The sequence below is a fragment of the Candidatus Saccharibacteria bacterium genome, assembly GCA_034521515.1.
Lineage (GTDB): Bacteria > Patescibacteriota > Saccharimonadia > Saccharimonadales > JAXHMH01 > JAXHMH01.
The window spans coordinates 246,114-258,798 of the sequence record JAXHMH010000002.1; the positions used below are offsets into that span (position 1 = coordinate 246,114).

Below are 12,685 nucleotides of genomic sequence, written 5' to 3' on the forward strand. Positions count from 1 at the left end.
TAAAGCAACACCTTGCTTTACCGCAAACCGACCGTCGGTTCTGACGAGGGCTCGTAGTGAAGGGGTTATCACGCCTCCCTGTCACGGAGGAGATCGCCGGTTCAAATCCGGTCGAGCCCGCCAATGAAAGAGTCGTCACCTTATGGTGGCGGCTTTTTCATTATGTATTCGGCTAGCTTGTGTAGATTACTCCTGCAACTCTGGTGGCAATTCGGTTGGGTCTTGCTCTGGAGGTTCTGGTAAGGTTATGTAGGAGCGAGCGGGTTGCTCGGCTTTTTTGTCGTTAATAAATTCTTCAACGTCTTTTAAGTTAAACAATATATGCGCCCCCTTAACTTGCTCACCTTCCCGTTCGGACAATTTAACGATTTGCAAGGCATAGCCGATATTTATGACTTCAGAATACTCACCCTCATCTAATCTAAATAAGGCGTCCGTGGTATGTGCCGTCAGGTTCCGATCCGAACGGCTAATATCAAACCCAAACGCACCACCATTATCTCTAGTGGCCGGATCGTCTGAGAATTCTTGTGCAACATCAGCAAAATCTACGCCGGATTCAAGCTGAGCATACGCCGCTTGAGCTCGTTCTTGGGTTTCTGTGTCTAGTTCTGCTACTAGCTTTTCTGATAAGAGCTGCTGATGAAGTGACCGCTTAAAGTCATCGAGAGACCAACCCCAAAATTCACGCAGCACATCTTCTAGTACCTGCTCATTACCTCCCAGCCGATTTTGGCTACGCACAATTGCAATCTGGTCATCTACCTCCTGGCTGCTAACAGCAATACTATGCTCACGCGCCAATTGTTTGATATATGAATCGTTAATAACTTTCTCTAGTGCGCGGCGCTTAAATTCAGCTAACTGCCGTTGCCCAGCGTCACTGCTAAAATCTAACTCTTGATGGTGTTCGTAGTAATGCATGTAATGGCGCAGCTCGAACAGGTAGTTTTCGTATGCTACAAAATTGCTACCACTACGAGCAATCGGAAACGGAATAACTTGCGTAACTCTGTACATAAACACCGAATTATCCTGGAACCGGTATAGCGCCAAAGTGCAATATGCAAAAAAGGCCACCAAAGTCGCGATGAGTAAGCTCAAAGAGATAACAATAATACGGTGTTTAGAATGCTGGAGTGGCAAAATATATTTGCGCGCCCGCCCGAGCACTGCCTCACGATGTTCTGCTACAGTCTCGTTGGTTATGCGTGGCGGATTCTCAGCCGGCATATCCTCTGTAGGCTCACTTTTTACGAACGGAGTCTTGCTGAGAACTTTTTTAAGCTTCTTCATTGTCGTTTATTGAGGCTCCCGCGTTAGCCGGTGATGCTGCTGAAATACCCTGATCGCGCAAGATAACCAACATTTTTTTATAAATCTCACTGGGGTGATGAATATCGTGAATCACCAAATCACCCATATACGTTTGTACGAGTATTGTACCATAACCAAGTACTGTCGCTTGAAAGCCGCTGACCTCGTAATTTATGCTCTGAATCTGGTTAAGGCTAAGGTCTACGGTACTGTGATGAAACAGCCCGCGCTGAGTAATCTGGATAAACCTTTGATCAGTTACGATAAACACGCTGTAATACCAGGCTATCCATGCCGGCATAAAAACTACAATGCCAAGCACAAAACCAGCCGCCAGCCCGCCAAACAGATAGGTATACGTTGGCTCAATGAAAGCCGGGATTGTTCCAACAAGCAGCATAAGCATTCCGAGTATAAGTCCTTTACGCATAACTACGGGGTGTTTACGGAACACAAATAACACTTCTTCGTCATCTAGTTGATCGTCGAAATATTTTTCAGACTCGGTTTTGCTTTTTTTAGACATAAGGATATTGTACTAGGTTTTTAGCTAGAGGTGGTAAAAGTAGTGGTTAGTGATTAGTGGATAGTGGTTAGTGAAGAGTGTGCTGGCTGAGTTTTTTGGGATTTCCGGTAACAAGGTATATTTCTTTCATATATTCCTTTTGGTGTCCCCACCTGGAATCGAACCAGGATCTAATCCTTAGGAGGGATTTGTTCTATCCATTAAACTACAGGGACAAGCAGCCCAAACGGACTCCCGCGAACTATAGCATATTATTCTCGCTCGTAGTCTTCGTACAAATGGTCATATTCAGACTTTTCGTAATCGAACAATTCGTAGCTATCAAAAAACCGTTCGATTTCTTCTTCACCGTTTTCTTTACTATCCGAAGCATGAATTAGGTTACGCCCCTGGCCAATAGCATAATCTCCGCGGATTGTACCGGCATCGGCCTGGCGCGGATTGGTCGCCCCAACTAAGATTCTTACAGAATTAACGCATTCAAACCCTTCCCAGGCCATGGCAACCACTGGTGAGCTGGTCATGAAATTTTCTATACCCTTATAAAAAGGTTTGTCGGTTAGATGTGCATAATGCGCCCTTAGTAGTGCGGCATCCAGGCGCATCATTTTCATTCCAATAAGCCTTAACCCTTTATCTTCAAAACGGCTGGTAATTTCACCGATTAACCCGCGCTGTAGTGCGTCAGGCTTGAGTATTATGAGTGTCCGTTCCAATTTACTTGTCCTTTCTTGGTTTGTTTTACGTATTATAACAGATAAGAAGTGGTGACCCCAGCATGCGTCGCAAAATATAGCTGTCTGTTCTATAATAAGCGTATGCCTAGTAGTGAGCTTTCTGTCGTGTTCTGTTACGTCTACGTGCTGCGTTCGCTTTCGAACGCCAGTTACTACGTAGGCTTCACTCATAACCTAAGGGGTTGCATAACAGAACACAACGCTGGCTTGAGTCCTTCCACTAAACCTTACCGTCCTTGGGAGATCCTGTATTATGAAGCACATAGGAGTGAAGAAGATGCCAGACGACGAGAAAAATATCTCAAGACCAGCTCCGGCAAACAAGCGCTCAGAAGGATGATACGCAAACAACTATTATCGTCTGGCAACTCAAGCCAACAGAAAGGCTACAACTAGGTATGCGATTTGAAAAAGCCAAAACTGATTTTTTAGAATATCTGGAGATTGAACAAAATCGCTCACAAAAAACCATTGCTAATTATGACCATTATTTGACTCGTCTAGTTGATTTTGCCGGTGATATAAATGTCAGTGACATTAACCCAGAGCTTGTTCGCAAATGGCGGCTATGGCTCAATCGACTAGGTACCAATACGAGCGATGAGCTGCAAAAAACTACCCAAAATTACCACCTGATTGCCTTGCGCAGCTTTTTGAAATACTGCGCCAAACGAAATATTCCAGCGCTCACCGCCGATAAAATTGAGCTGGCACGCACCAAACGCAAACAAGTTACGTTCTTAACTGCCGAAGAAATTGAACAAATGTTCATGATGCCTAAGATTGAAACACTGCCAGGACTCCGCGATCGAGCTATCCTAGAGCTGTTGTTTTCATCTGGGTTACGTGTTTCTGAGCTGGTCGGACTCGATAAAGATCACGTTAACCTCAAACGGCGTGAGTTTATGGTACGCGGTAAAGGCCAGAAAGACCGCCCGATTTTTATCAGTGAAGCTGCAGCGCACTGGGTGCAACAATATTTAGACAAACGAACCGATACAACCAGACCCTTATTTATACGCTATAGTGGCAGCAAGCAAGTTGATACCAGTGGCAATTTCCACCGGCTTACGGCTCGCAGTATTCAGCGCATGGTCGCCCGCTACGCCCTGCTCGCCGGCATTACTAAACATGTTAGCCCGCATACACTTAGGCACTCCTTCGCAACTGATTTACTCATGAACGGCGCGGACTTGCGCTCTGTTCAGGCTATGCTAGGCCACAGCAACATATCCACCACACAAATATATACTCACGTCACTGACCCGCACCTAAAATCCGTCCACGAAAAATTCCACCGCAAATAGTAGAGCAATCTGATTTCGGTAATCTAACTCTAGTCGATATTGCAGGCAGGATCACTGCCAATATTCAGTACACTATCGCCAGGAATAACAGAGAACTGTTTACAGATGGTCTGATTCGACTCAATCGCGTAAGAGGGCACCGGACCCTCAATGGTGCTTGAGTTAACTCGAACTTGTATCCGACGGAGCACATCATTCGCGCGCCCAGTAGCATCAACGAGAGCTTGTGCATTAAGCAATCTATGCGCCCCGCTACCGCAATCTGGTGAACATATTGTCATTGAAGCTGCCTTATATAGCGCGGTGATACGTAAATGATACTCGGATCCTTGGTTCAGCCCTTCTATGGTAAGCCTACAATGCTGTGGTGTGCCTTCAGGGTCACAGTTAACGCCCACAGTGGCACCCTGATTGCCCCCTGAAGCTTGTGAAACATTGATGCTATTCGTCCCACCACTACTCATTGGTAGGGCAAAAACTGTGGCCGTGTTTGTCACAAGTGAACTTCTTTGTAGGTTGGCAGCACCAGTTGGAACAATATCGAATCTCAGTACAGCAGGGGCGCAATCTGCGAACCATTCCTGCGGGAACTGATTTTCAGTACCAGAAGGACAGCCCGTTAATGCATTATCACCGTCAGCAGAGCCCCAGTAAATTGTTGCCTCTCCGACGTTACCGACGCCTTCTGGGTTAACAGGCACAACACGAGCTTCGCCGACCCCGATATTGCCATACTCCAAAGAGTGTGGTGTCGGATCAATCAACAAACAACTATAAGAAATCGCTCCGTCAACTCCGTCGAGCACATTATCGTAGCCCTCTACGGGGTCACAGTCAGTTTTTTGGTCATATGGTTGCCAGTCGCCAACCCGAAGGGCCTCGACAGCATCATTGACTCCAGACTCAGCAGCGTAAAAAGCTTGTGAGCTAAGCTGCCGGTCAAGTGCCTGCTGCTGCTCACGGTGTGTGATTCGCGAGAAACTGAGCACAATTAAAGTGAGGATAAAAATCATCACCATTGTTACCAATATAGAAACGAGTCCTTCTTGTTTATTATGTAATTTTTTGAGTTTCTTCATATCCATACTTTTGCACTTCTCTTATTGTATACGCTTTTGCACAATTGTATCCAATTCGGCCACCGAACAAAACTCCGAACCTGTTATAGTCTCACAACTATCTAAATTGCCATCCCCTGTTCTGTCTACCAATAAGTCATCATCTCCATAAATGACTGTCAGACTGATGCTGTACAGCCCTTCGGTAGATAGAGGTTGAACTTCGAGGTTTGCAAGACGCATATGTAATCCCAGCAGCTCCCTCCCTTCTGGATCGGCGATGACATCCTGGGCTGGCGTAAGACTATTACATGATGCGACCGAATCCACCACAAGCGCATTGCTAACCTGCTCATCCACAGGTGTGTTCGCTAGTTGACGATGGAGTACATAACTATACCGACGTGAACCTACACAAAAACCCTGCGAGTTCCCATTCTCGGCTATAACAGGTTCTACACTATCGGCATTAAACTGTATAGCTTGTGACACATCTTCTAGTATCACGCGTGCTGTCTCGCTGGTTGCTGTTATGGTGACACCCTTGTAAAACATTTTGCCCACCTGAATAATACCGACACTTATGAGCAACAAAATGGTAGAAAAAACAGCCGTGGCAACGAGTAATTCGATAATAGTAAACCCATCGTTGCTGCGATGCATGCTCATGGATACACCCTGTAGTACGCATTTAGCATCTGTGGATCACCTCCGCCTAGACGATCCCACTGGGCACGAACATTAAAAACATATCTCCCATCACTGGAGGAATCACGAAAAATTTGTACTTGATACCTCCCACTGCCTCCATCGTCGGGACCGAACCGACACTCATTTAGATTATCCTGTCGGACTAAACTCCCGTCGATACAGTAAGGCTCGGTTGTGTCAGAAGCGAATAAATCGTTGTCCGGTTGTGCAGCGACTGTTTTAAGCTTCTCGAGTTGCTGTTCAACCACTTTTGATGCCTCAACACGCTCGGCAGCCCGTTGGTTCATCTGTAGCGACCGACGAGCAGACACATACGCACCCCCGAGCACAAGCGATACAATAGCTATCGCTATTAGGACTTCAACAATGGTGTCGCCACGCTCGGATATACGAAGTCTGCTCATGATGGACAATCTCCTCCCTGGATTGATAGCTCGGTATACGGCGAACCCTTGCTGCCAATTGTAATAATTGCATGATTATTCCCGCCACCACTCTCTAAACAAACCGCTACACCGCCTTCGGGATTAACAGATGACGTAGCACTGTCTTGCACAATCGCATTTGCCATGGCCATTTTATCTTGTCCAAGCTGTGAGCCTTCAATCGGCAACAAGTCAACATTACGTGCACCACCTTCAGCCCCCCCCGAGCCGGACTGTCCTTGCTGTGCGAAATCAGTGAAAAAACCAACGGCTCCAATAGGATCGCCACCTGCACCTCCACTGCGCACCCAAACTACGCTTACCCCGCTCGGAATCAGGGTGTCTGATGTGAGATCTGGTGCTGCCAATGTGGCATTATTGTATGGGGTTAACGGAATAGTGCTTGCCTCCGACAAATTCTGTACATCCCGGCCATCTATCTGCCGTCGTCCAGCAACAGAAAACGTTCTGTACATTTCTGCTGCTGGCCAATCTGTATCGTTCGGGTGAAACTGTATTACCCTGCCAATAAATATGCAGTCGGGATTCTGTCCTTGTCTGCCTTCTGCTGTTTGGGTAATCGTCGGTAAACTCCCAGAAGCGACTACGCACCGTGCGCCTTCACGATACTCGTAATAACCAGTAGACACATCATTCATGATGTCGCGTAGTTGAACATTGAATTCCTGTATTCCATACTGAAATTCTGCCCGAGCTTGACGACCAGCCATCATCCCTGCAGCACTCACGAACAGTACTGACGAAACCGTCAAAAAAATCATAGTTTCAATAATGGTATAACCTTGCGGCTTTCTGCCACGTTTCATAGCGTCAGTATAGCATAAGCACTTCTTGGGCAAGAGGCATTATATGAGTAAGATATTAGTGCTGTACCACTGAACCAACAGATCACCCCACAAAAACATAATGATACCTGCGATGATAAGAAATGGACCAAACGGTATTTTGTTGGCAACTTGCAATCGCTTGGTAAGCAGGAACGGCAAAACTGTGATCGTCCCAATTATAGACGATAGAAAGATTACTCCAGCAGCTTTTAGTGCGCTGCCAGCGAGTAAGCCAAGTAAAAAACCAAGCTTTACATCCCCGCCACCAATCCATCTGCCATCCGATACCTGAAACAGAATCCAGAAAAACCCGCCACCAACAATTGTAGCTAAAACTAGTGAAAAAATGTCAGAAAGATTACCTTGAAATAATACCCACACAATACTAACGACCACCCAAAATATTCCTAGCGGGTAAACCAGCTTGTTGGGTAGTAACATCCACTTAATGTCGTAAACAGTCAGAGCAACCAAGCCCGTCAACAACACCAACCAGCTAACAAATAGCACCCAGCCGGCTAGCTCAAAACCATACGGCCATGCAAGGTACGACATAACGAAAAGCAACCCAGTCGTCAGCTCTACAGCCGGATATTGCCAATTTATTGATTTATGACAATAGCGGCACCTTCCCTTCAAGGTAAGCCAGCTAACAAGTGGGATTAAATCCTTTGGGTTAAGCGCATGTTTACAATGTGGGCACATCGATCGGCCAAATAAGCCATAATCGCCTTGCCAAAGACTATTTTTACTTTTTATTTTTTTTGATTTGCGAGTTTTTGCGTGTTTAATGCTTTGGTGTATTCGAAACACTAGAGCATTTACAAAACTACCCAGCGCTAGGCCGTAAATAAACAGTATTACATAAATCATTTACGCTTAATCTTATCACATAAAAAGCGGCCAATCTGTGGCCGCTTTTTGCACATCGCATCCTTTTTATTACTTGCAGTAATACTTTAGCCCTCTTGACATTGAGGAACAGCTCCGCCAGTTGAATCTTCAACAGAAAATCGAACTGCTATTTGGCGGCTAGAACCAGCTAACGTGTCCCCTATTTCTGACTCGTCACATCTGGCACCTGAAACCAATTGCATTGCATCAATATCAACTTCGCTGGATTGAGCACCGGAATCCACACTGGTCGGCGGTTCAAGAAAACCCAAGTTGGCTAAATCATTAATTGTTGTAACATCGTCGTTATCGGAGGGCAGTTGGCCATTATTATTGGCAACGAACTCATTTACAGCACCCAGATAAGAGGCGACGTCGTTGCGACGTTGAGTATTTCGACTGTTTCGTTGAAGTGCCGGAACAGCCAAAAACACCACCAGCATAATCAATCCGGCAATTGCTAGTACAATCAAAACTTCAATGATCGTAAAACCGTTAGAGCTGCCTAAGACCGACCCTTTCTTGTTTTTATCTGTTTTAGTTTTCATAATGCAAACGCCCCCTTTGCACTTTATAATTTACGCTACTATATGAAGCAAGCTTAACGCTAATGCTATTGAAATGCAACCCTGTATAAATCAACGTATGACTCCTTGTCCGGCTAGCCCATAGATGGGTAGTAATATTGCAGCAACGATTATGAAAGCAAAAATACCGAGAATTACCATCAAGACTGGTTCAATTATTGTGGATATAGCCTTCACTTGGTTATCAACTTCTTTTTCATAATAGTCTGCTACTTTACTCATCATCTCTTCTATAGAACCAGATTGTTCACCTATACTAAGCATATCTGGAACAAGCGGTAAGAAATTCCCATCATCTTTAAGAGAATCAGACAGCGATTTCCCTCCCCTAACCTTCTCAATGGCATTCCGGAGACTCTTCTCTACGTGTACATTATTGATACTCTTGGCCGTAATCTCCAACATTTGGATAAGTGGCACTCCACTAGCAATTAGAGTTGTTCCTGTGCGCGCGAATCGCGCCATGTACATCTTCATAAAAAGCGGGGATATTGGCCATATTTTCATTTTTAGCCTGTCTACTAAGCTTTTTCCGCCAAGTGTTTTAACCCATCTACTCGTAAAGAATGCGATTAAGCCGATACAAAGTAAGACGACCCACCAAAAATTAATAACAAACGAGGAAATGGCCAACAAAACACGCGTAACAAGCGGAAGTTGGGCGCCTGGCAGGCCAGCATATAGTTGTTCCACCTGTGGTAATACGCTCACAATCATAAATATGACAACTCCAAGCATAACCAAAATAACAATAACTGGATAAACCATCGCGCCGCGCACCTTACTCATCAACTCAGCATCTTTCTCTTGTTGATCTGCAAGTCGCTCTAGCGATTTATCAAGGGTGCCCGAGGTTTCACCGGCAGCAATCATATTTACATATACTTGATCAAACACATTTGAGTGTTTGTCCATTGCTTTGGATAAGGTCATTCCGGCTTCAACATCGTTAATCAATTGGCTAACTACTGTTTCCAGGGCTGAATTTTGTGTTTGTTTCGCCACATTTCGTAATGCTTGAATCAACGGCAAGCCTGCGTTAATCAGGGTTGACAATTGTCGCGAGAAAAGCACCTTATCCTTGGCACGGATTCTATTTTTTATCTTGCCAAAACCTTTTTGGGTGCTCTCTTTGGCTTTTATATCAATCGGTGCGAGGCCTTCTTGGTGAATAAGTTTTGCGGCTGCCTGTTCGCTATCAGCTTGAACCTCGGCTTTAACCTTTTCGCCAGTGGCGGGATTGCGGGCTGTATAAGTAAACGTTAGCATACAGAATCTCCGGTTTTACGAGTTGAAAGTTGAAAGTTGAAAGTTGAAAGTACTCTGTTTTTTGCTTTATTAATCTTATAAACTTTTAACATTATACTTCCATTATCCTCTCATTAGTCGATCAAGCTCTTCAATATCAACTGCAACCATTCTTGCTTCTTCATACGTTATGGTACCGTTATGGATCAAATTAACCAGCGTTTTATCCATAGATTGCATGCCATGATCTGACCCGGTTTGAATAACTGCTTCTAGCTGGTGTGTTTTACCTTCACGGATAATATTGCGCACTGCTGACGTCGCAATAAGAACCTCTGCAGCAACCACGCGCCCACCCCCAATTCCCGGCACAAGTCTTTGTGAGCAAATTGCCATTAGGATATTTGATAACTGGGTACGAATTTGTGGCTGTTGGTGCGGCGGAAACACATCAACCATACGGTCGATACTCTGCGACGCGGAGTTAGTATGCAACGTTGCAAGCACTAGGTGGCCGGTCTCAGCAATAGTGATAGCTGCGGCAATCGTCTCAAGGTCACGCATTTCACCGATCAAAACAACGTCAGGATCTTGACGTAAGCTACTGCGTAATGCTGCTGAAAAGGAGTAAGTATCGTAATGAACTTCGCGCTGCACAACTACAGACTTTTTGGGTTTATGAGTAAACTCGACAGGATCCTCAATAGTAACAATATGCGCTGAGCGTTCGCTGTTAATTTTATCTAAAATAGCGGCAAGTGTAGTTGATTTACCGGAGCCGGTTGGACCAGTAACCAGTACTAATCCTCGAGGATAGTCTGCAAATTTACTCACTGTTTGCGGTAAACCAAGTTGTTCCACGCTTAAAATTTCGTTTGGAATCAAACGAAGTGCTGCAGCCAAGTTGCCTCGCTCATGAAACGCGTTAACACGAAAACGGCCAAGATCCCCAAAGGCAAAACTAAAATCAAACTCTTTGTCTTTTAGTAGTATTTGCTTTTGATCGTCGTCCAAGATTGCAAAAATAAGTGTTTCGACGGCTTCTTCTGTTAGTGCATCAGCGCTCTGTACCGCAACTAGCGCACCGTCAACCCTCAACATCGGCGGCAAACCAACCTGAATATGAAGATCGGATGCTTTCTTTTTAATAACTTCTTCTAGTAATACTTCGATTCTTGGTTGTGCTGCCATATCCACCCTTCCGTTGTTGTATATGTTAAGCGCTATCTGCTGCGGCTACGCGATTTACTTCGTTTATAGAGGTATATCCTGCCAGAGCTTTCAAATATCCATCTTCGCGCATGGTAATCATGCCTTGTTTTTGCGCAGTTCTTTGAATATCCGAACTAGTTGACCGTTTTAAAATGTGCTCTTGGATCTCTTCAGAAACATCGAATACTTCATACAGACCCATTCGCCCCTTGTACCCTCCTGGTGTCTCGGGACTTTCTTTGCCCTCAAATAAAGTATAAGCGTTTTGCCCGCTTAGAGGCAAGCTTTCGTAACCTAAATCCTCTGCAACTTGCTTTACGTCGGCTTCTGTTTTTGGCAGCAAATGCCCGACAGTTGAGTTAATTGCCTCAACTTCTGCTTTGGTGGCTTGACGTTCTTCTTTTTCTTCAGTTAAGCGACGAACCAGACGCTGACCAATCACCGTATGTACGGTACTGGCTATCAAGAACGGTTCTATTTCCATATCAAGCAATCGAGGAAGAATACCGGCCGCTGAGTTGGTATGCAGTGTCGAGAACACAAGATGCCCTGTCAAGGCCGCCTGTACCGCAAGCGTAGCTGTCTCGCTATCACGAATTTCCCCGACCATAACTATGTCAGGATCTTGACGCAATATCGATCGTAAGCCAGACGCAAAGTTTAAGCCGACTTCCGGATTAACTTGAATCTGATTAATACCTTCCATCTTATATTCAACCGGGTCTTCCAGTGTCACGATGTTAACGGCATCGTTTTTGATTTCTTGAATTAACGCATAAAGTGAAGTTGACTTACCTGATCCGGTTGGACCGCTTGTCAGCACCATACCATTGGAGCGCTCTAGGCCCTTTCGAATTGTTCGCAGTGCTCGTCCGTGATAACCCATATCCTCTAACTTAAAACTGGTACCGGATTTATCAAGCAGACGAATAACCACTTGTTCACCCCAGACAACTGGCGAAATTGCAATACGTAGATCAATCGGTCGGTCTTCAACCATAATGGTGAACTGTCCGTCTTGCGGTGTTCTGTGTTCATCGATTTTTAGACTTGCTAGGATCTTTATACGAGAAACCAAGGCTGCCTCTGTATTTTTCGGTAACTTCATAATCTCACGCAAAACTCCGTCAATTCGGCAGCGTATTTTCAGCTCATGCTCGGTTGGTTCAATGTGTATATCGCTGGCTCTGTTTTTGGCAGCGTATTCCATAATGGCTGACAAAGCCTTACTTATTGGAGAATCTTGAACAATGGTTTTAATTTTGTCTTGAGTCTTATCAGATTTGCCACCGTCAGTATCTTGATCCGCCTGTTTCTTACCCGCCTGATTCCCTTCCAAGACATCGGTTACCTGCGTATCTAAACGAGCATCATACTGCTTTAAAACCCTCCGAATACCTTCTTCGCTGGCTGCATACACTTTAAGGGGTCGTCCGATTTTGTTAGCCAAGAAATCAACCGCCTGTACGTTATCGGCGTCAAGCATGGCAACAACGAGACGATTCTGCATCTCTCCAAGCGGAACAGCCATATAGCGCTCGGCTATGTCTTGCGGCAATAACATTAATATGTCTGGATTTATTCTGGCGTTGGTAAGATTCACGTATGGTATTTTGCTGGCTTGAGCCATAGCCTTAGTAAGCACCTCGTTATCCACCAAACCGTCTTCAACGAGTAGACCAAATAGAGGTTTTTTAGCTGTCTCAGCCTTTGCTTTGGCAGCTTTCAACGCATCAGCGGTTATATCTCCGTCTTTAACGAGATTATCTTCAACTTGTTTCTGGGTTGCAGAAGATAAGACACTCATCTGTATGA

General features: G+C 45.1%; 14 protein-coding genes and 2 tRNA genes. 3 read left to right on the plus strand and 13 right to left on the minus strand.

The annotated features are described in order from the left end of the window. Positions 1–47: 47 nt before the first annotated feature. Positions 48–123, plus strand: a tRNA-Asp gene (locus U5K77_01185). Positions 124–186: 63 nt separating this feature from the next. Here the strand turns inward: U5K77_01185 and U5K77_01190 are convergent. The 4 genes from U5K77_01190 to ndk form a co-directional block, all read right to left on the minus strand. Continuing rightward, complete coding sequence (locus tag U5K77_01190) at positions 187–1,296, minus strand: peptidylprolyl isomerase (protein MDZ7744355.1); 1,110 nt, start codon at positions 1,294–1,296, stop codon at positions 187–189. Next, on the minus strand, positions 1,283–1,843 hold the full coding sequence (locus U5K77_01195) for a PH domain-containing protein (protein MDZ7744356.1): 561 nt from the start codon (positions 1,841–1,843) through the stop codon (positions 1,283–1,285). Before U5K77_01195 ends, U5K77_01190 begins: the two co-directional genes overlap by 14 nt. A 140-nt stretch (positions 1,844–1,983) precedes the next feature. After that, a tRNA-Arg gene (locus tag U5K77_01200) sits at positions 1,984–2,058 on the minus strand. Between the two features lie 36 nt (positions 2,059–2,094). Then, a complete protein-coding gene (gene ndk / locus U5K77_01205) occupies positions 2,095–2,751 on the minus strand; it encodes a nucleoside-diphosphate kinase (GenBank protein ID MDZ7744357.1) in 657 nt (218 codons plus the stop codon). On the opposite strand from ndk, the gene U5K77_01210 reads away from it, so the two are divergent. Together U5K77_01210 and xerA are read left to right on the plus strand one after the other, a co-directional pair. Next, on the plus strand, positions 2,662–2,976 hold the full coding sequence (locus tag U5K77_01210; GenBank protein ID MDZ7744358.1) for a GIY-YIG nuclease family protein: 315 nt from the start codon (positions 2,662–2,664) through the stop codon (positions 2,974–2,976). The genes ndk and U5K77_01210 overlap by 90 nt on opposite strands. A 2-nt stretch (positions 2,977–2,978) precedes the next feature. Beyond that, a complete protein-coding gene (gene xerA, locus U5K77_01215; protein MDZ7744359.1) occupies positions 2,979–3,887 on the plus strand; it encodes a site-specific tyrosine recombinase/integron integrase in 909 nt (302 codons plus the stop codon). A gap of 29 nt (positions 3,888–3,916) precedes the next feature. Here the strand turns inward: xerA and U5K77_01220 are convergent, their stop codons facing one another. From U5K77_01220 to U5K77_01260, 9 genes are all read right to left on the minus strand, one after another. Then, on the minus strand, positions 3,917–4,966 hold the full coding sequence (locus U5K77_01220; protein ID MDZ7744360.1) for a pilus assembly PilX N-terminal domain-containing protein: 1,050 nt from the start codon (positions 4,964–4,966) through the stop codon (positions 3,917–3,919). Between the two features lie 21 nt (positions 4,967–4,987). After that, positions 4,988–5,614: a prepilin-type N-terminal cleavage/methylation domain-containing protein gene (locus U5K77_01225; protein MDZ7744361.1), complete on the minus strand. Its 627-nt coding sequence runs from the start codon at positions 5,612–5,614 to the stop codon at positions 4,988–4,990. After that, positions 5,611–6,060 (minus strand): prepilin-type N-terminal cleavage/methylation domain-containing protein, encoded by a 450-nt coding sequence (locus U5K77_01230; GenBank protein MDZ7744362.1) that lies wholly within the window; start codon positions 6,058–6,060, stop codon positions 5,611–5,613. The genes U5K77_01225 and U5K77_01230 overlap by 4 nt, the downstream gene beginning before the upstream one ends. Continuing rightward, the gene (locus U5K77_01235; protein MDZ7744363.1) at positions 6,057–6,908 is read right to left on the minus strand and encodes a hypothetical protein; all 852 of its coding nucleotides are present in this window, start codon (positions 6,906–6,908) and stop codon (positions 6,057–6,059) included. The genes U5K77_01230 and U5K77_01235 overlap by 4 nt, the downstream gene beginning before the upstream one ends. Positions 6,909–6,947: 39 nt before the next feature. Next, the gene (locus U5K77_01240; protein MDZ7744364.1) at positions 6,948–7,802 is read right to left on the minus strand and encodes a prepilin peptidase; all 855 of its coding nucleotides are present in this window, start codon (positions 7,800–7,802) and stop codon (positions 6,948–6,950) included. Positions 7,803–7,888: 86 nt separating this feature from the next. After that, positions 7,889–8,371: a type II secretion system protein gene (locus U5K77_01245; GenBank protein MDZ7744365.1), complete on the minus strand. Its 483-nt coding sequence runs from the start codon at positions 8,369–8,371 to the stop codon at positions 7,889–7,891. Between the two features lie 90 nt (positions 8,372–8,461). After that, positions 8,462–9,679 (minus strand): type II secretion system F family protein, encoded by a 1,218-nt coding sequence (locus U5K77_01250; GenBank protein ID MDZ7744366.1) that lies wholly within the window; start codon positions 9,677–9,679, stop codon positions 8,462–8,464. 102 nt (positions 9,680–9,781) lie between these two features. Further along, positions 9,782–10,849, minus strand: a complete 1,068-nt coding sequence (locus U5K77_01255; GenBank protein MDZ7744367.1) for a type IV pilus twitching motility protein PilT — start codon at positions 10,847–10,849, stop codon at positions 9,782–9,784. Between the two features lie 25 nt (positions 10,850–10,874). Continuing rightward, on the minus strand, positions 10,875–12,677 hold the full coding sequence (locus U5K77_01260; protein MDZ7744368.1) for a GspE/PulE family protein: 1,803 nt from the start codon (positions 12,675–12,677) through the stop codon (positions 10,875–10,877). Positions 12,678–12,685 lie beyond the last annotated feature (8 nt).

Bases quoted from the DNA above. Each gene is read 5' to 3' on its own strand.
- U5K77_01190 (MDZ7744355.1), bottom strand. From the start codon at position 1,296: ATGAAGAAGCTTAAAAAAGTTCTCAGCAAGACTCCGTTCGTAAAAAGT.
- U5K77_01195 (MDZ7744356.1), bottom strand. From the start codon at position 1,843: ATGTCTAAAAAAAGCAAAACCGAGTCTGAAAAATATTTCGACGATCAA.
- U5K77_01210 (MDZ7744358.1), top strand. From the start codon at position 2,662: ATGCCTAGTAGTGAGCTTTCTGTCGTGTTCTGTTACGTCTACGTGCTG.
- ndk (MDZ7744357.1), bottom strand. From the start codon at position 2,751: ATGAGTGAAGCCTACGTAGTAACTGGCGTTCGAAAGCGAACGCAGCAC.
- xerA (MDZ7744359.1), top strand. From the start codon at position 2,979: ATGCGATTTGAAAAAGCCAAAACTGATTTTTTAGAATATCTGGAGATT.
- U5K77_01220 (MDZ7744360.1), bottom strand. From the start codon at position 4,966: ATGAAGAAACTCAAAAAATTACATAATAAACAAGAAGGACTCGTTTCT.
- U5K77_01225 (MDZ7744361.1), bottom strand. From the start codon at position 5,614: ATGAGCATGCATCGCAGCAACGATGGGTTTACTATTATCGAATTACTC.
- U5K77_01230 (MDZ7744362.1), bottom strand. From the start codon at position 6,060: ATGAGCAGACTTCGTATATCCGAGCGTGGCGACACCATTGTTGAAGTC.
- U5K77_01235 (MDZ7744363.1), bottom strand. From the start codon at position 6,908: ATGAAACGTGGCAGAAAGCCGCAAGGTTATACCATTATTGAAACTATG.
- U5K77_01240 (MDZ7744364.1), bottom strand. From the start codon at position 7,802: ATGATTTATGTAATACTGTTTATTTACGGCCTAGCGCTGGGTAGTTTT.
- U5K77_01245 (MDZ7744365.1), bottom strand. From the start codon at position 8,371: ATGAAAACTAAAACAGATAAAAACAAGAAAGGGTCGGTCTTAGGCAGC.
- U5K77_01250 (MDZ7744366.1), bottom strand. From the start codon at position 9,679: ATGCTAACGTTTACTTATACAGCCCGCAATCCCGCCACTGGCGAAAAG.
- U5K77_01255 (MDZ7744367.1), bottom strand. From the start codon at position 10,849: ATGGCAGCACAACCAAGAATCGAAGTATTACTAGAAGAAGTTATTAAA.
- U5K77_01260 (MDZ7744368.1), bottom strand. From the start codon at position 12,677: ATGAGTGTCTTATCTTCTGCAACCCAGAAACAAGTTGAAGATAATCTC.